The organism is Hymenobacter sublimis, from assembly GCF_023101345.1.
Lineage (GTDB): Bacteria > Bacteroidota > Bacteroidia > Cytophagales > Hymenobacteraceae > Hymenobacter > Hymenobacter sublimis.
Genome location: NZ_CP095848.1, coordinates 574,115 through 592,448, shown reverse-complemented (window position 1 = coordinate 592,448; position 18,334 = coordinate 574,115). Strand labels below are relative to the sequence as shown.

General features: G+C 59.3%; 13 protein-coding genes. 7 read left to right on the top strand and 6 right to left on the bottom strand.

Annotation, left to right across the window (positions count from 1 at the left end):
- The first annotated feature begins 12 nt into the window (after positions 1-12).
- On the top strand, positions 13-1,008 hold the full coding sequence (locus tag MWH26_RS02555; RefSeq protein WP_247975921.1) for an XdhC family protein: 996 nt from the start codon (positions 13-15) through the stop codon (positions 1,006-1,008).
- 242 nt (positions 1,009-1,250) lie between these two features.
- Here MWH26_RS02555 and MWH26_RS02550 read toward each other — a convergent pair whose 3' ends face one another.
- From MWH26_RS02550 to MWH26_RS02535, 4 genes are all read right to left on the bottom strand, one after another.
- On the bottom strand, positions 1,251-1,853 hold the full coding sequence (locus MWH26_RS02550) for a DUF4136 domain-containing protein (RefSeq protein ID WP_247975920.1): 603 nt from the start codon (positions 1,851-1,853) through the stop codon (positions 1,251-1,253).
- 108 nt (positions 1,854-1,961) lie between these two features.
- Positions 1,962-2,438: a GNAT family N-acetyltransferase gene (locus tag MWH26_RS02545; protein WP_247975919.1), complete on the bottom strand. Its 477-nt coding sequence runs from the start codon at positions 2,436-2,438 to the stop codon at positions 1,962-1,964.
- 364 nt (positions 2,439-2,802) lie between these two features.
- On the bottom strand, positions 2,803-3,198 hold the full coding sequence (locus MWH26_RS02540) for a putative quinol monooxygenase (RefSeq protein ID WP_244695074.1): 396 nt from the start codon (positions 3,196-3,198) through the stop codon (positions 2,803-2,805).
- Positions 3,199-3,298: 100 nt separating this feature from the next.
- Positions 3,299-5,176, bottom strand: coding sequence for an ABC transporter ATP-binding protein (locus MWH26_RS02535; protein ID WP_247975918.1), 1,878 nt, complete (start codon positions 5,174-5,176; stop codon positions 3,299-3,301).
- Positions 5,177-5,300: 124 nt separating this feature from the next.
- Here MWH26_RS02535 and MWH26_RS02530 point away from each other — a divergent pair, with 124 nt between their 5' ends.
- Complete coding sequence (locus MWH26_RS02530) at positions 5,301-6,488, top strand: thioredoxin family protein (RefSeq protein ID WP_247975917.1); 1,188 nt, start codon at positions 5,301-5,303, stop codon at positions 6,486-6,488.
- Between the two features lie 24 nt (positions 6,489-6,512).
- Here the strand turns inward: MWH26_RS02530 and MWH26_RS02525 are convergent, their stop codons facing one another.
- Complete coding sequence (locus tag MWH26_RS02525; protein ID WP_244695069.1) at positions 6,513-6,773, bottom strand: hypothetical protein; 261 nt, start codon at positions 6,771-6,773, stop codon at positions 6,513-6,515.
- A gap of 198 nt (positions 6,774-6,971) precedes the next feature.
- Here MWH26_RS02525 and MWH26_RS02520 point away from each other — a divergent pair, with 198 nt between their 5' ends.
- Complete coding sequence (locus tag MWH26_RS02520; RefSeq protein ID WP_247975916.1) at positions 6,972-8,522, top strand: hypothetical protein; 1,551 nt, start codon at positions 6,972-6,974, stop codon at positions 8,520-8,522.
- Positions 8,523-8,707: 185 nt separating this feature from the next.
- Here MWH26_RS02520 and MWH26_RS02515 read toward each other — a convergent pair whose 3' ends face one another.
- Positions 8,708-10,381 (bottom strand): catalase, encoded by a 1,674-nt coding sequence (locus MWH26_RS02515; protein WP_247975915.1) that lies wholly within the window; start codon positions 10,379-10,381, stop codon positions 8,708-8,710.
- 207 nt (positions 10,382-10,588) lie between these two features.
- Here MWH26_RS02515 and MWH26_RS02510 point away from each other — a divergent pair, with 207 nt between their 5' ends.
- The 4 genes from MWH26_RS02510 to MWH26_RS02495 all read left to right on the top strand — a co-directional run bounded on the left by MWH26_RS02510 (position 10,589) and on the right by MWH26_RS02495 (position 18,108).
- Positions 10,589-11,791, top strand: coding sequence for an MFS transporter (locus tag MWH26_RS02510; protein WP_247975914.1), 1,203 nt, complete (start codon positions 10,589-10,591; stop codon positions 11,789-11,791).
- Positions 11,792-11,886: 95 nt separating this feature from the next.
- Positions 11,887-13,923 (top strand): DUF3858 domain-containing protein, encoded by a 2,037-nt coding sequence (locus MWH26_RS02505; RefSeq protein WP_247975913.1) that lies wholly within the window; start codon positions 11,887-11,889, stop codon positions 13,921-13,923.
- Between the two features lie 175 nt (positions 13,924-14,098).
- On the top strand, positions 14,099-16,147 hold the full coding sequence (locus MWH26_RS02500) for a DUF3858 domain-containing protein (protein WP_247975912.1): 2,049 nt from the start codon (positions 14,099-14,101) through the stop codon (positions 16,145-16,147).
- Positions 16,147-18,108 (top strand): DUF3857 domain-containing protein, encoded by a 1,962-nt coding sequence (locus tag MWH26_RS02495; protein WP_247975911.1) that lies wholly within the window; start codon positions 16,147-16,149, stop codon positions 18,106-18,108. Before MWH26_RS02500 ends, MWH26_RS02495 begins: the two co-directional genes overlap by 1 nt.
- Positions 18,109-18,334: the final 226 nt, after the last annotated feature.

Sequence of the window (18,334 nt, the reverse complement as noted above, 5' to 3'; positions counted from 1 at the left end):
TTTTCCACCCTAATGATTTCTGCTGCTGCTTCCTTCGCCTCCGTTCCCCGCGACTTGCCGGTGTGGGAGCACGCGGCCGCCTGCCTGCGGCAGCAGGTAGGGGTAGCACTGCTCTGCGTGCTTGACAGCCAAGGCAGCAGCCCCGGCCGGCAGGGGTTCAAGATGGCGGTAACGGCCGATATGCTGGTTGGCTCTATTGGTGGAGGTATTATGGAGCACAAGTTCGTGGAGCTGGCCCGTACCTTGCTCGTTACTCCTGAGGCGAAACCTGTACTGCGCCACCAGATTCATCGGAAAGAAGCTCCCGCGAACCGCTCCGGGCTTATTTGCTCTGGCGAGCAGTGGGTGCTCGTTTTTCCGCTCCGGGCAGCCGACCTAGAAACGTTGGAACGTACAGTACGCGCCCTGCGCACTCACGCGGGCGGGCAGCTGCAGCTTTCGGCCGGCCGGGGGCTGGAACTGCATCCCACTACGTCCGTCGCCGACTTTCACTTTACCAGCAACGGCCCCGATTGGCAGTACACCGAGCGCCTCGGCTTCCGCGACCACGCCATTCTTGTGGGGGCTGGGCACGTAGGGCTGGCCTTGTCCAGGGTGCTGGCTACCCTGAATTTTGAGCTGACCGTTCTTGACGACCGGCCCGGGCTAAACACCCAGTTGCAAAACCCTTTTGCGCATCATAAGCGCACGATATCCTATGAAAGACTGGCCCAGGAAATCCCGGAGGGCTCCGCGCAGTACGTGGTGCTGATGACCTTTGGCTACCGCACCGACCTGATAGCACTGCGGCAGCTCTTGCAGCGGCGGGTGCGGTATGTGGGCGTAATGGGCAGCGCGGCCAAAATTCAGGAGCTGCTAACCACGCTACGGGCCGAAGGCGTACCCGAGAACGTGCTGGCGCGGGTGCACGCTCCCATCGGCCTGCCCATCCATAGCCGTACGCCCGAAGAAATAGCCATCAGCATTGCCGCTGAGCTGATTCAGGAACGCAACCGGCCGCTTGGGTAGTAGCACGAGGGGTATGTTAATAGTTTTGCTGGGGTTCTGCCATGCCGAGCCGGAGGCGCAGCATCTCGCGGGCTGACGTTGCAATAACAAGCAGACGACTTCATGCGAGATGCTTCGCCTCCGGCTCGGCATGACGTGCTGATATACTTTATAAGCCCTGACTGTTCACACGATCTGGCTACCAGGGTTGGCGTTATTTTAGCGCCGTAACAAACGCGCATGAGCAGCCTCCTGCGGGTTGTTTAGTTGCCTTCCTCAGCCGCATTATTGCCCTGTAGGTAGCCAGCCGTGAATACGTGGTATTGGTCGAAGATAGACCGCACGGAACGGCGAAGCACGATTTCACCCTGCGGGCCAGACGGTACGCTCACGCCCGAAGCATAGCCATTCCACACGGCCCGGTTCGTGCGGTTATCAATCAGGGTAACTAGTAGGGTGCCTTCAGAGAGGAGTAACCGCACGGGCTGGTAGCCTTTGCGGGCGTCCTTGGGGGTGTCCTCATCTTCCGTGTTGCCGTTTTGCACCCACTTCGTGAAGTCATCTTGGCTGTAACCCCGAAAGCGCATATCTCCCTCAAATAAGCGGAAGTTCACTAGCAGGTCGGGGCGGCGGCGGGTGGGGCGGTACCCCTGAATCTTCATGCGCGTGCGAATGGCGTCGCGGACGGCTTCGCCCAGCCGGCTGGAGTCGGAGTTGATTCCATCCCCGCTGATAAACTCGTAGGTCCGATAATGCCGGAACTGGCCGGCGTAGCTGTAATCGGATTCTACGCGCGCCTCCCGCGACATAAGGCACCCCGACAGCAATAGGCTGCCGCTGGTCAGCAGAGTAACAAGCAGTTTCATAGGCCCAGAAAAGTTAAAGCATCGCAGCCCTAAAATACGAAACCTAGTGCGCTTGTCTACTGCTAGTTAGTTTAAAATTATGGGTCGGGTTCCAAAACCCCGCGGCCGTTACAATCCGCGGCTTTCAGCCGGCAGAATACTTTTCTCCAGCACGAGCGTCAGGCCCCGCTCGCCCTGCACCGTTCCTACAATATCGAAGCCGGCATGCAGGTTCAGCAGCAGCATGGCCCGCCAGCGGTTCAGCGTCTGAGTTCGGATGGAACGGTAGCCGCGCTGCTGGCACCAGGCGTGCTGCCGTTGCATTAGCTCCTGGGCCAACCCCCGCCGCCGGAAGTCCGGGTGCACGCCGCCCAGCCAGCTGTAGTAGTGCCCGGGTTTTCGTTCGTAGCCTAACTTGCAGGCTACTAGTTGTTCCTCGGCCCATGCCAACCAGACTTGCACGGGCTGCCGATTCTGCTGGTACTGCAATTCGGCAGCCAACTCGGCAGTAGGAGTATCGGGAAATACCTGGTGCAGCAACTCCGCCAACGTGCTTTGGTCAGATTCGGCAGATAAGTCGGCTAGCAGTTGAAAGGTATGGTTCATGCGCAGCAAGGTAGACGCAGCAACCATAATACGCCGCGTACTAGAATGGCTATTCACTATTCTAATAATTCCAAAATAGACAATACTTGTTTTTCAACAAATACAGGAGTACAGACTCTTTATATCGTTATTTAATTATATCATATAAAATAACATTCCTAAGCATAACCAGACCGTCATGCAGAGCGCAGCGAAGCATCTCGCATGGTATCGTTGCAGTCGTCAGCACGCGAGATGCTTCGCTGCGCTCTGCATGACGGTCTGATTAGTTACATTGTTTACTTAGTTCGATTTACAACATACAATTAATATTTACTTATAAGATAATCATTTAGACTAATAATAGCTACACAAATCACAGATCTCACTTTTTCATCTTTCGAAACACTTCAGACATAGTTTCTGGGTCTATGGCTTCCATATCGACAAGCTTTAAGGATTTAACCATATTGAGTGTTGTAGTTTTATATGTTTGAAAGTGAGGTGTTTTTAAGTGCGCCTGGTAAGCTTCTTTGCTAGCGTATATCTCTAGTATTCTTACCTGTGTAGAATCACTCTTCTGATACATTGGATAAATTGAAATAACACCTGGCTCTAATTTTACGGATGCGCGCGATTCTTCTCTGAGAATACTCTTGTATTCTTCAAGATATTTTGGGTAAATTTCTATTTCTGATAAACGAATTATCATAGCGTTTTTCTGAGCAAAAGCACTACTGCATGACAGCAGGAAACCTAGTATAAGCAAGTGCATTTTCATGAGATTTACTTTTACGATTCAGTCAAAAACCCTAGTGCTGTTTATCAGCAAGCTACTGCTAAATTAGCATGCTCTTGAAGTCAAATATACTTCACTTATTCTATTGGTAGCCAGCAGCTTGTAGCTGAAACAGCTCAGCGTAGCGGCCGCCACGCTCCAGCAGTTCTTGGTGGCTCCCAATTTCCACGAACTGTCCGTTTTCAATAACCAGAATCCGGTCGGCCATGCGTACGGTGCTGAAGCGGTGCGAGATAAGCACAGCGGTTTTGCCCTGGGTTAGGTCTTTAAAGCGCTGGAACACCTCGTATTCGGCGCGGGCATCAAGGGCGGCGGTGGGCTCGTCGAGGATAAGTAGCTGAGCGTCGCGCATGTAGGCGCGGCCCAGGGCAATTTTCTGCCACTCGCCCCCGCTCAAGTCTACGCCGCCATTGAAACGGCGGCCAATCATCTGGTCGTAGCCCTGGGGTAGCTTGGCAATGACGGAATCGGCTAGGCTTTGAGCGGCGGCCTGCTCAATGCGCGGCTGATTGTCCTTCTGCTCAATGCGGCCCACGGCCAGGTTCTGGCCCGCCGGCAGCTGGAAACGCACAAAATCCTGAAAAATCACTCCGATTTCCTGACGCAGCTCGGCCGGATCATACTCGCGCAAATCGTAGCCATCAAGCAAAATCCGACCTTCAGTGGGGTCGTAGAGCCGGGACAGGAGCTTGACCAGGGTTGTTTTGCCGGCCCCGTTTTCGCCAACTAGGGCCAGTTTTTCGCCGGCTTGCAGCGTGAAGTTGAGGTTACGCAGGGCCCATTTTTCGGCGTTGCGGTACTTAAAGCCCATGTTCTCGAACCGGAAGCCTTCCCGAATGGGATGCGGAAACGGCCGCACCGGCTGGGTTTCGTCGCGGCGGATGCGGGGCTGGAGGTGGAAAAAGTCGAAGAAGTCCTGCAGGTAAAGGGCCCCTTCTGCTACCGAGCTAAAGCGGCTCAGAATGCCTTCCAGCAGCCCGCGCATGCGGCCAAACGAGCCGGCCAGAAACGTGAGCTGCCCAATGGAAATCTGCCCGCGCACGGCCTGGCTGATGATGTAGACGTAGGCGGCGTAGTAACCGCCTGCCCCCACCGCTGCGAAGAAAGCGCCCCAGCCCGCCCGGCGCATCACCAGGGACTTGTTCTGCTGGTAAAACTGATCTGACAGCGTCCGGAACCGGTCAATGAGAAAGCCCGACAAGCCAAAAATCTTGACTTCTTTGGCCGTTTCATCGGAAGCACCGGTTTGGCGCAGGTAGTCCAGCTCGCGCCGCTCGGGCGTCCAACCATGCACCAGGGAGTAGCTACGCTCATTAAAGTGCGACTCGCCCAGGAAGGCGGGCACCACCGCCACCAGCAGCAACAGCAGCAGCCAAGGGTTGAACGCCGTGAGGCCTACGGCCAGAAAAACCATGGTAATGAAGTCCTGGGCCTGACTGAGCACCTGGGCCATGAGCACCGTGCGCGACAACGTCTGGCGGCGGGCTCGTTCCAGCTTGTCGTAGAAGGCGCTGTCCTCGAACTGGTCGAGGTCCAGTTCGGCCGCGTGCTGCATAAGCCGCACCGAGGTTTGGTTGGCAAACAGGTCACCTAGCAAGGAGTCCAGCAGGGCCACGCCGCGTCCCAGCGCATCCGAAAGAATGGCCAGCCCAAACTCCAGGGCTACCAGGGTGAGAACCGGCGTAAGAATCCGCTCGGAGGCTGGCTGCCGACTCAGCTGCACTACCGTGTCGAGGATGAGCTGCCCCACGTAGAGCATGGCTACTGGCAGAGCCGCCCGCAGTAGGCGCAGCCCCACGTTGCCTAGGGTAAGCGCCGGGCTGGTCTGCCAGATCAGGCGCAGAAACTCCGGCAGATTTTTAAGAGCCGAAAACCGCTCTTTTACCGTCAGACTGGGCTTGCCATCGGGACGCGGCTTTTTGGCCGATATAGTGGAGAGAAACGAATCAGAACGAGCCATAGATGGGCTATACGTCACACTCCGCGCCGAAGTGCCGAGGCCGCCGTTTTGGCAGAACAACGGTTAACCTCTATATTTCAGCCGTTACAATCACTATCTGTCTGTTATTCATTTATTTATTAAGATGAAAGTCCTGCTGCTCACTATCCTTCTCTGCTTTTGCTATGGCCTTACTCAGGCCCAAAACCAAGGCATATCGTTCCGGAACACTTCGTGGGAAACGGTGCTGGCGCAGGCCCAACATGAACGCAAGCCCATTTTTGTGTACGCTTACTCCCCCGAATGCCATTTCTGTCAGGAAATGGCTGCTACTACTTTCCGGGAATCTAGCGCTACCGCATACTACAACGCTACGTTCGTCTCTTACCAGGTGGATATTACCGCTGACACGGCTTTTGCCAAGTGCCACGATATCGTTTCCTTTCCTACCTATCTGTACTTCGATGCTACGGGAAAGCCCCTGCACCGCAGCTTAGGCGCTAAGCCCGCGGCCGAGTTTATTGCTGATGGCCAGGCAGCCTTTCACCCGAAACAGGCTTTCTATACCCTTCAGCGCCGATACAACGCCGGCAACCGCTCGGTCAGAACGCTGTATGCCTACAGCACGGCGCTTACTTCCTCCTCCCAGAAACAGAACCTGCAGGCCCAGGTGATAGACGAATACCTGGCTACCCAATCGGCAAAACAGCTCCGCTCCGAGCGAAACCTGCGCTACATCTATACGCACGCCAGCCCACGAACCGACTTGTTTCTGATCCAGCACCAGGACCTGTTCCAGCCGTGGTACAAGTCGCTTGAAATTCAGAAGAAGGCGGAACGCACACTTACCAACATGGCTTTTACGGCCGGGCGGGCCAATGATACCGCAACACTCCGCCGGGTAAGGCAACTAGTGTTGGCCAGCTTCCCTGACACTGTCCGCGCCAATAGCTTAGCAACCATTAACTTCCTGGAAGGCCAGCGCAATTGGGTGTCTTACGCGCGGGCTACGTTGCGTTTTGCCCAGAGTCCGCACGCCGATTTATACACGCTGCGCAAAACGGCTACCTACGTAAAGTACTTTGGCAAGGAACAGGGCCCAGCACGTGAGCAGGAGTCGTTACAGCTGGTAGCGGAACTACTGCCCTTGCTTCTGCAGCGGCAGAAAGACTACCAAAACACGCTGCTGTACGCCCAGGTTTTGCATTTGCTACACCAGGAAACGCAGGCCCTATCCGTGGTTCAAGAGGCCCTGCGGTTGGCCCAGGCCGAGCAGGAGCCAGCGGAAGAAGCCAGTACGTTATTGGTCGAAATACAAGCCGCTCAGAAGTAGCCGGCTGCCGTTCAGGCTCGGGCCTCACGCATTCATGATCTTACCCTGGTTGTCCCAATGGCTGTGCTTTACTACCATGCTGCCCGGCTCCCGCTTGATGGTGCGCGTGAACCGCTCGCCTACAATCTTGCCATCGGGGCGGCGCTTGCCGAAGAATAGGGTGACTGGCTCCCCGTTTTCATTGGTTAGAAAGGTGATGTCGTAGCCTTTGAACACGTCGTTGATGGTAGCGGAGGGCTCGTAAATCTTGCTTAGCTTCTTGTCGAGTTGTTCGTGGAGGGGCATGGTCGTGCGTAGGTGGTTTCAGGAAAGTGTACGGGTGATTTCAGCAAGCGGTATAGTGTTGAGGTAGCCGCCCAGCTCAGCAGGAGCAGCACAAAGGAGGCTAACAGAAGCGGCAGCACGTTACTTTACGGCACAAATCAGCTGCTTTGCGTACCTAGTGGTTCGGCTTGCGTTATCAGCAGCCTAGTTGCATTTCCCATGCTGCATAGCCTTCTACTCTCTTCTTTCGATGATTCAGCGCGCCGAGCGCAATACGAAGCCGTGCAGGCTGCCTTGGAAGCGGAGCCCACTACCTTCCCTACCATTCTGCTCGGCAACTTCGAGGTAGAAGGCGAGGTAGTGGACGCGCTGGTGGTGCGCCCGCACAGCATTACGGTGCTGCTGTTTGTACCCCAAGGAGGCCTGTTAGATATTGCCCCTTCGCAGGAAGGCGCTTGGCAGCTGGGCCCCTACCTGCTTCAGGGCGACGAGCACGCGGCCAATCCCTTCGAGCAGTTTTTGCGCCAGCAAGAGGCCGTAGCTACCTGGCTGAGTGGGCAGCTTCCCACGCCGGCAGTGCCTCCGGAGCTAATTACCGGGCTGGTATTGTTTGCTGGTCCTGTGCAGTTTGGGCCCGGCGTGGAAACCTACCTGCGTCGTCAGCCCGGAGCCGAGAACTTTCAGCTGCTCAGCGCCCTGGCCCAGCTACCGCGCCGCCTGCGCCAGCTGCACAACCCAGAAATCAGTTTTGCAGCCGACGACCTGCTGGCCTGGATTCAGACGCTGACCATTTCCCCGGCTTCAGCGGAAGCTCCGGAAAACGAGCCGCCCGTGGGCGAGGGCAACTACTGGGAGCAGAAAGCCCGGCAACTGTGGCGCTGGCTTGGGGCCGAGGACATTCCGCACGATGCCCCTTACGGCTCGGCGGCCGAGGCGGTAGCGGCCAGCCAGCAGGAAATGCAGCGTCTGGAGCAACTCAGCCAGCAAGTGCGCACCGAGCTAACCCAGCAGCGCCAGGAAATGGAAGCCCGCGAAGCCGAGCGGGAGCACCGCATTGAGCAGCTCCGGGCCCAGCTGACCCAGCCTCCAAACGCGGCGGCTGAGGTAGCAGCCCTGCAGGCGCGCTTAGCCACCGAAACCCGGGAGAAAAACCTGCTGGAAGATGCCATCCGGGCAGCCCAACTGGAGTCGGCGACGCGCAACCAGGAGATGGACGCCCGGATTCAGCAACTAAGCCACCTGATTCAGCAGCTGCAAGCGCAGCCCGCGCCAGCCGCCCCGGCAGTGGTAGCTGCTGCCCCTGCGGCGGCACCCGTTACGCCAGCTCGCGCCGCGCTGCGCCCGGCTCCCACCCCAGCCACCCAGCCCCCTAGGCCTACGCCGCATACGGGGCGGAATCTACTGGACCGGCCTTCGTGGCGGGTGCAATGGCCCCGGGTGGCCGTCGTAGCGGCGGTTATTCTGGGCGGGGGCTTGGGCGTGTGGGGTCTGGTTCACGTGGTAAGCCGCCGCTCTGAACCTGAACCCACTACCCAAGCTCGGCCCAACCGCTCCTCCGACGCCGAAGAACCGTTCCAAGCCCAGGCACCTACCCTTACCGACATTCAACCGGACACGGTGGTGCTGGAGCAAGACACGGAAGACCAGGAAACGCAGATGATGGCCGATTCTCTAGACCAGGTTGCTACCACGCCTCCGGCCGAAGAAATCGATTCGACCGACGTCTCCGTACCTACCACTACCGACTCAACAGGCACGCAGACGCCCTAACACCCTTCCTGCTTCACATAAGCCGCGCCGGCGCTGAACGCAACAAGAATGTACACTTCGCTACCATTCTGTCAGCCGTTTACTATGCTGCCGCCCATATGCCTCAGGTGTAGCAGAGAGAACAAAAAAAGACTCCAACCACAATGGTTGGAGCCTTTCTTATGGCGTCACGGTACTTGTGTTAGTTAGTACGGCTTGGCTTCGTGGCCTACTGCTTCGGCTTGCGCCACGGCGTCGGCTGCTTTGCTTTGGTTGTACTGGTTGCCACCTTCAGGCGTCTTGCCGCTGCGGGCTTTCTGCAGGCCGTCGGCTAGGCGCTGGCCCCAGTCCGGGTCGCAGTTAGTGCACAGCTCCACCATCTTGTCGCTCACCTTGCGGTCAGCGTCGGCCAGGGCACCCACCATGTTGCTGATCAGGTCGTCACGCTCCCAATCCTCGTGCAGGCGGTACCGTTCACCGGCCTGCTTGAAGTTGTTGGTACGGTCCAGGGTCTGGCGAACCAAGCGGCCAGTATAGAGCGGCGTGTGCTCGGGAGCCGTGCGTGGGGCTTCCTTCAGGCCGTTCAGGCTGCTGGGCTCGTAGTTGATGTGCGCGTTCTGGCCCGGAGCCGTATCAACGTGGTAGGCCATCTGGCCGTCGCGCTGGTTGGTGGCCACGTGCTTTTTGGGCGCGTTAATGGGCAGCTGCAAGTAGTTGGTTCCCACACGGTAACGCTGGGTATCCGAGTACGAGAAGGTGCGGCCCTGCAGCATCTTGTCGTCGGAGAAATCGAGGCCATCGACCAGCACCCCGGTACCAAACGCCGACTGCTCTACCTCGGCGAAGTAGTTTTCGGGGTTCTTGTTCAGGGTCATTTTGCCCACGGGCAGGAAGGGGAACTGATCCTGGGGCCAAATCTTGGTGTCATCCAAGGGGTCGAAGTCCAGCTCAGGGTGCTCATCATCCGACATAATCTGCACACACAGCTCCCACTCGGGGAAGTTGCCGGCCTTGATGTTGTCGAACAGGTCCTGGGTAGCGTGGTTGAAGTTCTTGGCCTGAATGGCTTCGGCTTCCTGCGCTGTCAGGTTTTTGATGCCTTGCAGCGGCTCCCAGTGGTATTTCACCAGCACGGCCTGGCCCTGGGCGTTAATCCACTTGTAGGTATTTACCCCCGAGCCCTGCATCTGGCGGTAGTTAGCCGGAATGCCCCAAGGCGAGAACAGGAAAGCCACCATGTGCATGGCCTCCGGCGTGTTCGAGATGAAGTCGAAGATCCGCTCGCCGGTCTGGCGGTTGTGCACCGGGTCAGGCTTCTGAGAGTGAATCAGGTCCGGAAACTTCATGGCATCCCGGATGAAGAACACCTTCAGGTTGTTGCCTACCAGGTCCCAGTTGCCGTCTTCGGTGTAAAATTTCACCGCGAAGCCGCGCGGGTCGCGCAGGGTTTCGGGCGAGTGGCCGCCGTGGCCTACCGTGCTGAAGCGCACGAATACTGGGGTCTGCTTGCCGGCCGTGTTGAACAGCTTGGCACGGGTATACTTTTCAATGGGCTCGTCGCCTACCTTACCATAGGCTTCAAACACACCGTGGGCACCAGCGCCCCGGGCGTGTACCACCCGCTCCGGCACCCGCTCCCGGTCGAAGTGGCTGATTTTCTCCAGAAACTGGTAGTTCTCCAGCGTAGCCGGACCACGGTTGCCTACGGTACGCAGGTTTTGGTTGTTGGTGAGTGGGTGGCCCTGGCGGGTGGTAAGGGTCTGGGCATTTTCGCCTTCGGCCGTACGCTGGTCATGCGACGTTCCGGCGCCGGTGACGGCCGTCCCGGTACCGTTGCCGGAGGTGCCGTTCTGGGCTTGATTCTGCTGGTCTTGTGCCATACCTGATAACGTGTAAGTGATGGGTGTACTACAACGAAGGTACACGGTTGGTTGGTGCTAGTGGAGAATTTTTCTCCGAAAGAATTTTGGCCTTTTTGCTTTCGCTCTCGCGTGCAGTCCTTGCACATGCTTGCAACGCGGCGAGTATCAGCATATTTACCCTCTGGTAGGGCCGGGCCGCACTCCTGGGGCTACCTTTGCCTTTCCATGCTTGTACCTTCCGCTACTGCTCCCGCCCGGGTGTACACTCCCGGCTTCTGGCTGATGTGCCTTTCGTCGCTGCTCTTTTTCATGAGCTTCAACATGCTGCTGCCCGAGCTGCCCGACTACCTCACGCGCCTGGGCGGGGCCGAGTACAAGGGTTTCATTATTGCTTTGTTCACGCTCACGGCTGGCCTTTCGCGCCCCTTTAGCGGCAAGCTGGCTGATACCGTGGGCCGGATTCCGGTAATGGTGTTTGGCTCATTAGTGTGCTTTGTGTGCGGCTTCTTCTACCCTTTCACGGCCACCGTGGCGGCATTTTTGGGACTGCGCCTGCTGCACGGCTTCAGCACGGGCTTCAAGCCCACGGGCACCGCCGCCTTTATTGCCGACATCATTCCGTACGCTCGCCGTGGCGAGGCCATGGGGTTGCTGGGGGTAGCCGGCTCCCTGGGCATGGCCGCGGGCCCCATGCTAGGGTCCTTCCTGGCCGAGCAGTTTTCCCTAAACACGATGTTCTACTGCTCCTCGGGCCTGGCGTTGCTGAGCTTGGTGGTGCAGGGCACCATGACGGAAACCCTACCTCCCGACCAGCGCCAGCCTTTCCGCTGGAGCCTGCTGCGCCTTGATTGGAGCGAGGTGCTGGAGCCGCGAGTACTCAAACCGGCCCTCGTGACGCTGCTGTGCTTGTTTCCATTTGGGGCCGTGCTCACCGTCATTCCCGACCAAAGCCGCCTGCTAGGCCTCACGCACGGCAGCAAAGGCCTGTTCTATACCTGTTACACCGGCGCTTCCCTGGTGGTGCGGCTGCTGGCCGGCCGGGCCTCCGACCGTTACGGCCGCGTGCCGGTGCTCATTGGCTCCTCGGCCCTAATGGCGGTGTCACTGGCCCTGATGGCGCTGGCGACCTCAACGCCGGTGTTCCTGGGTTCGGCCATCCTGTTCGGACTAGCCACGGGCCTGAATTCGCCTACCCTCTACGCCTGGACCGTAGACCTGAGCCACCCGGAGCGGCGGGGCCGGGCCGTGGCCACCATGTACATCGCCCTGGAAGCTGGTATTGGCTTGGGGGCCCTGCTGGCCGGTTGGCTGTACGCCAATGAGCCCGCCCATCTGCCCTTCGTGCACGCGCTGAGCGCCCTGGCTGTAACTGCTGCCTTGCTCTACCTGCTTGGGCAGCGGCATACTGCCGCGCCAGTAGAAGAATAGCCACAGTTGGTAGCTCGACGGCATTTCAATAGTTTTACTACGCTGCCGGGCTGCCCGGCCGGTTTATTACTTGGTAATTAGTTATTCGTAGTCGAATGATTACTCGTGTTGTGCCTGCCCATTGGTGGGGTGCAGTGGCAAGCCTGCTGCTTTGCTTTCCGGCGCTGGCCTGGGCTCAGGAAGTTCCCGTTCGTTTTGGCAAGCTGGATGCGCAGGAAGCGGCCCAGCTTCTGGCCCGCCCGGCTCCCGATTCGGCTACGGCCGAAGTGGTCTGCGACTTTGGGCAATCAACCATTAAGGGCGGGCAAGATGGGTTTGAGCTGCGGTTTGAGCGCACGGCCCGGCTACTGATTCGGCGGCGGCCGGGGTATGAGCACGCTACCGTGCGCGTGGTGCTTTACCACGACCCCAAAAACGGCAATCGGGAGCAGATTCAGCAGCTGAAAGGCATTACCTACAACCTCACGGGCAAGGAGCTGAGCAAGGATTTGCTGCGCACGGAGGCCGTGTTTAGCCGCAAGCTCAACGACCGTCTCGATGAGTATGCTTTTACCTTGCCTAACGTTCGGGAGGGCTCCATTCTGGAATTTACCTACGTCATCCGCTCCCCGTTTCTGTTCAATTTGCAGGACTGGCAGTTTCAGCAGGAAATTCCGGTGCGCTGGAGTGAGTATCGGGTCCAGATTCCGAGCTTCTACCGCTACAAGGAAATGACCCGCTCCTACTGGCCCTTCGCCGTGAATACGAGCGGCGCGGCGCCTTATACCACTACCTACCGCGAGAAAGTACAAGACTCATATGGCGCAATCAGTGCCGGTAGCGCCGACAAGTCTTATCAGATCAGCACCCAGGCCCTTACCCGGCGCTGGGTTCAGCAAGATATTCCGGCGTTCCGGCCCGAGCCTTTCCTGACCACGGAACACGATTATCTGAGCCGCGTTGACTTCGAGCTAGAACGCATTCAGTTCAACCCTGAACGGGACCCGCAATTTGTAGTAAGCTCCTGGGCCCAGATTGAAAAGGAGTTGCTCGAGAAAGAAGACTTCGGGCAGTATGTAGCGCAAAATTCTGCGCTGGCTACGGCGGCAGCCGCCCTGCGTTCCATCCCGGATCCAGGAGCCCGCGCGGCGGCGGCCCGGCAACTGGTGCTACAGGCGGTGGGATATAGCGGTACGGCTTCGCTTTACGCCCGAGCTACCCCCAAACGGGTGCTGGAAACTCGCCAGGGCAACGCGGCCGAAATCAATTTGCTGCTGGTGCGCCTGCTGCGCGAAGCCGGCCTGGAGGCCCAGCCCTTGCTGCTGAGCACCCGCAGCCACGGCCGTATTCAAACGGAGCTACCTGTGCTAAGCCAGTTTAACTATGTAGCGGCCCACGTGATTCTACCCGGCAACAAAGAGCTGGTGCTGGACGCCACCGACCCGACCCTACCCCCAGAGCTGCTGCCGGAAAACTGCCTGAACGACCAAGGCCGACTGCTCGGGCCGGCGGGGCGCTGGGTTTCCCTTACAACGGCGGTTCCGCACTTACGCTACACGCACGCTCGCCTCACGCTCGCTGCCACGGGCGCCTTGCAAGGAACTGTGCGCCAGGAATACGCGGGTTACGCTGCTTCTGAGCACCGCCAACCCGTGGCAGCTTTGCGTCAGCAGTGGCAGCAAGCCCACCCCGACTGGCAAATTGAAAAAGCGGAAGCCGTAGCCGATGACCTAACCCGCCCCGTGGCTCTCACGGTGGCAGCCCGCCTGCCCGGGGCCGAGGCCCCAGCCGCTACGCTCTACGTGCGCCCAGCTGCACAGCTGGGGCTGCCAGCTAACCCCTTTCGCCACCCCGACCGCCTCTACCCGGTGGACATGGCCAGCACCCAGCGGCTGGAGTACATGGTGGAGCTTACCCTGCCCGAGGGCTACACCGCCGCTGAACTACCGGCTGCTACTAGCCTGGCGTTACCCAATGAAGGTGGCCGCTTTGTTTTTAGCGTAAGCCAGCCCACGGCCCAAACCCTGGCTATTACCAGCCGTCTGCATCTAGCTAAAACCCATTATTCGGCCGAAGAATACCACGCGCTTCGTGAGCTGTACGCCCGGGCACTGGCCAAAATGACTGAGCCTATTGTAGTGCAGCGCCAATAATCTGTACGGGGCCATTTGTTTGGGCAGCGCCGAATAGTGATATTTCGATTCCGTTTCTTTACCCTGTTGCAACTGTAGTATTTCTCCCTTCTTGGCGCTGGCTGCGGCCAGGCAGTCCAAAGCTCGGGAATAGCTATTCTCCATTCGTCACGTTACTACACCTACCCCTGTTGGTATGATTCAACCTTTACTCCGCCGGCTGTTTCTGGCCGGTATTTGCTCTGGCGCGTCCGTATCACTGGCCCACGCCCAGGCTGACCCCATAAAGTTCGGTAAGATTGACGAGCGGGACCTGACAGGCCAGAACTTCGTGGCCGACAGCGCCGCGCCGGCCGTGGTACTCTGCGACTTCGGCCGCTCCCGCTTCGATTACAGTGAGGGCGGATTTCGTGTGATATTTGAACGGGTAGCGCGCATCAAAATCCTGAAGAAAGCCGGTTACGACTACGCCACGGTGAAAGTACCGCTCTATCACCGGGGCACCAACGAGGAAAAACTCACGGCCTTGCGCGGCTTCACTTACAACCTGGTAAATGGGCAAGTAGTCAAGGAAAAACTCAATTCTGAGTCGATATTCCGGGAGGAAAGCACGCCCAACATCACCATCCGCAAATTCACGATGCCCAACGTGCGGGAAGGCTCCATTGTGGAGTTTACCTACTCAGTGGCCTCGGAGTTCACCTTCAATTTTCAGGACTGGACCTTCCAGTCGGACATTCCAGTGCGCTGGAGCGAGTACCGCGCCGCCATTCCGGAGTACTTCGACTACAAGATGCTGATGCAGGGCTACGAACCCTTAGAAGTGCAGGAGCGCACGGAAGGAACTACCCAGTACACCATCCGGTGGTCCTCGTCTATTGAGGCGGGTATGCAAGGTGGCCGGCAGCCGGGCGGCTCAGAGACGATTACGCCCCGCGTGACTAATTACCGCTGGGCCATGAAGAACCTGCCCGCCATGCGCGAGGAGCCCTACATGACCACCACCAACGACTACATTGCCAAGATTGACTTCGAACTGGCCGGCACCAAATGGCCCAATGAACCTTATAAAGCAGTAGCCAATTCCTGGGAGAAAATTGACCAGGAATTACTTAACGAGGACAGCTTCGGAGCCCAGCTCAGCCGCGGCAGCTTTCTGAAGGAGCAGCTCGCGCCCCTGGTAGCCCAACACCCGGACCCCGCTACCCGCGCCGCCGCCGTGCACGATTTAATCCGGCGGGCCGTGAAGCATAACGGCAACAACGGCGTAACCTCCTCGGGGAATATCCGGCGGGTGTACGAGCAGAAATCGGGTTCAGCCGCCGACGTAAACCTGCTGCTGATTGCCGCCCTGCGCGAGGCCGGCCTGAATGCCAACCCCGTGGTGCTGAGCACCCGCACCCACGGCCGCATGGAAACCAATGTGCCCCTAATGAGCCGTTTCAATTACGTGGTGGCCCACGTGGCCCTGCCTGAAGGCAAAGAGTTGCTGGTAGATGCCACCGAGGAGCTGGCACCTTGCGGCATGCTGCCCTACCGTTGCCTGAATGGTGTAGGTCGCCTGGTGCTGCCCAAAGCTGGTGAGTCGCGGTGGGTGGAGCTCAAGCCCGCTGACCGGCTCGTGACCTACCGGCAGATTAACCTGACGGTGGATGAGAAAGGTAGCCTCAGCGGTAAGGTGCACCAGGAGCACGGCGGCTACCTGGCCCTGAACCAGCGCGAGAAGCTGCGCAAGCTGGGCGAGAAAAAGTACGTGGAGGAAATCGTCACCGACCACGAGGGCTGGAGCATTCCGAAGTACACCTTCAAGGAGCGCGACAATCTGCACAAGCCCCTGATGCTGGACTACGAGTTTGCCACTACGGGCGGAGAAACGCCGGTAGGCACTATTTACCTGAACCCCCTACGCTACTTCGGCACCGACAAAAACCCTTTCCTGCACGAGGATCGGCGCTTTCCCGTGGACTTCGGCACTGCCCTGGATGAGACCATTCTCCTGACCATTTCGCTGCCTGCCGGCTACGTGCTGGAAGAAACCCCCAAGGGTATGTCAGTGGAGCTGCCCGAGGGCGGGGGCCGTTTTCTCTACAACGTGCAGCCCGGCGAAGGCACCATTCAGATTATGAGCCGCATGAGCCTGGCCCGGCCAGTTTACTCGGCCGAAGAATACGCTTACCTGCGGGAGTTCTTCACCCACGTGATGACGAAACAGGGAGAGAAATTGGTGCTCAAGAAGAAGGCCTAATGCGTAGCTACCTCCTCGCCTTTGTAGCCGGTTGCGCGGCCTGGCTGAGCGTAGCGGCCGGTCCGGCCTGGGCCGCCTACGGCCCCGCGCCCAAATACGCGGTGGCTGCCCTGCCCGGCGCCCTGCGCGAAAACGCCCACGCCGTAGTGCGCCGCCACGAGGAAACCCTGCTGGTAAAGTCGGTGGGCCGCACGGTAGAAACAGTACGTCGGGCCGTTACGGTGCTCGATGAGGCTGGGGCCCGGTGGGCCACGGAACTAGTGTACTACAGCCAGCTCAACAGCATCAGCTACTTCCGGGGCAGCGTGTATGACGCCGAGGGCCGACTGCTGCGCCAGCTCCGCCCGGCTGACATCCACGACATTAGCCTCTCCGACGGCTTTAGCCTGGCTTCCGATGCCCGCGGCCGGGTAGCCGATTTAAGCCAGCCCTCCTACCCCTACACGGTGGAGTTCGAGTACGAAGTCGTATCCGATAACCCACTGTTCTACTCTACCTGGCGGCCTCAGCCTGTGGAACAGCTTAGCGTGGAGCAGGCCTCGTTTCGGGTGCTGATGCCCACGGGCTTGGCCTTGCGCTATCAGGAGCTGCACCTGCCGGCCGGGGCCGCGCAGGCCCGCCGCGCCCAGGGCAGTCAGGAAGTGTATGAGTGGCAGGTGCACGATTTGGCCGCCCGCGAGGAAGAGCCCGACGGGCCCTCCATAGCCGACGTGACGCCAGCCGTGCTAACGGCGCCTACTGAGTTTGAGGTGGAAGGCCACGCCGGCAAACTTACTTCCTGGGCCGACCTGAGCCGCTGGACCTACGAGCTGAACGCCGGCCGCGACGCGCTGCCGCCGGCCTTGCAAGCGCGCATGGCTGCCCTGATGCAAGGCGAAACCGATGAGCGGGCCCGCATCCGGAAGGTGTACGAGTTTCTGCAAGCCAACACCCGCTACGTTTCCATTCAATTGGGCCTGGGCGGCTGGCAGACGTTCCCGGCGGCCTCCGTGGCTGCCAACGGCTACGGCGACTGTAAAGCCCTGACCAACTACTGCAAAGCCCTGCTGGGCGCGGCCGGCATCACGGCCCACGCCGCCCTGGTGCGCGCCGGCTCCGATGAGCAGGATATTCGTACGGACTTTCCCAGCTCCCAATTCAACCACGTGGTACTGTGCGTGCCCCTGGTGAAAAGCACCCGGCCCGATACTGTGTGGCTGGAGTGCACCAGCCAAAGCAACCCGTTCGGGTACATGGGTGGGTTCACGGGCAACCGCCACGCCCTGCTGCTACTGCCCCAGGGTGGGCGCCTGATTGCTACCCCGCGCTACGGCGCCGCCGAAAACCGGCGCGAGCGGCTGGCCGACGTGTACCTGGACGCCCAGGGCAATGCCACGGCTACCTTGCGTACCCTGCGCACCGGCCTAGAGTATGACGCCGTAGCTTCCTTACCGAGCCTAGACTTGGCCGAGCAGAAAAAGCACATCAGCAGCCGGCTTCCCTTGCCCAACTTCACCCTGACCAAAGTGGCCCTGCGGCCTACGCCCCCCGGCGCGGCGGTGCCCGGCCTCACGGAAAGCCTCGCCCTGACCCTGCCGGCCCTGGCCCCACCCAGCGGCAAGCGTGTGTTCCTGACGCCCAATCTGCTCAGCCGGCTTTCGGCCCCGGCCGCCAGCGTGGGCGAGCGGCAAACCGACCTCTGGCTGGACCATGCCCTCACCCAAACCGACACGGTGCGCCTGCACGTACCGGCCAGCTTGCGGCCCGAGCAGCTGCCCGCGCCCGTGCAACTGAGCACCCCGTTCGGCACCTACTCCAGCCAGCTGCAAACCCTGCCCGATGGCACCATCCAGTACATCCGCCGGCTGCAGCTGCCGCGCACCCGCTTTGCCCGCACCGATTACCCCGCGTACCTAGAGTTTCGGCGCAAGATTAGCGCGGCAGATAAAGCCCAGCTAGTGTTGCTGAAAACGGACGCGTAAAGGCCCCTGGCTTATGCAGTAGCGCGCCTACCCCGGCTGGGGTAGGCGCGCTTTTTTTGTGCCTGGCCCCTGGCCGGGCGCGGGTTGCAATTCCTGGCGAATAAGTACTTAGGGTCACATTTCACGCTCCCGTTCCGGGCTGGCGGAGTCCACAATTATATGCTCTTCGGTGAAGAGCTTCGGTAGGAAAACTGCCTACCTTAGGGCTTCACCTTTTTGCATTTCC

Coding starts and splice junctions, on each gene's coding strand:
- MWH26_RS02515 (WP_247975915.1), bottom strand. CDS start 10,381: ATGGCACAAGACCAGCAGAATCAAGCCCAGAACGGCACCTCCGGCAAC.
- MWH26_RS02510 (WP_247975914.1), top strand. CDS start 10,589: ATGCTTGTACCTTCCGCTACTGCTCCCGCCCGGGTGTACACTCCCGGC.
- MWH26_RS02555 (WP_247975921.1), top strand. CDS start 13: ATGATTTCTGCTGCTGCTTCCTTCGCCTCCGTTCCCCGCGACTTGCCG.
- MWH26_RS02545 (WP_247975919.1), bottom strand. CDS start 2,438: ATGAACCATACCTTTCAACTGCTAGCCGACTTATCTGCCGAATCTGAC.
- MWH26_RS02500 (WP_247975912.1), top strand. CDS start 14,099: ATGATTCAACCTTTACTCCGCCGGCTGTTTCTGGCCGGTATTTGCTCT.
- MWH26_RS02530 (WP_247975917.1), top strand. CDS start 5,301: ATGAAAGTCCTGCTGCTCACTATCCTTCTCTGCTTTTGCTATGGCCTT.
- MWH26_RS02505 (WP_247975913.1), top strand. CDS start 11,887: ATGATTACTCGTGTTGTGCCTGCCCATTGGTGGGGTGCAGTGGCAAGC.
- MWH26_RS02535 (WP_247975918.1), bottom strand. CDS start 5,176: ATGGCTCGTTCTGATTCGTTTCTCTCCACTATATCGGCCAAAAAGCCG.
- MWH26_RS02495 (WP_247975911.1), top strand. CDS start 16,147: ATGCGTAGCTACCTCCTCGCCTTTGTAGCCGGTTGCGCGGCCTGGCTG.
- MWH26_RS02525 (WP_244695069.1), bottom strand. CDS start 6,773: ATGCCCCTCCACGAACAACTCGACAAGAAGCTAAGCAAGATTTACGAG.
- MWH26_RS02540 (WP_244695074.1), bottom strand. CDS start 3,198: ATGAAAATGCACTTGCTTATACTAGGTTTCCTGCTGTCATGCAGTAGT.
- MWH26_RS02550 (WP_247975920.1), bottom strand. CDS start 1,853: ATGAAACTGCTTGTTACTCTGCTGACCAGCGGCAGCCTATTGCTGTCG.
- MWH26_RS02520 (WP_247975916.1), top strand. CDS start 6,972: ATGCTGCATAGCCTTCTACTCTCTTCTTTCGATGATTCAGCGCGCCGA.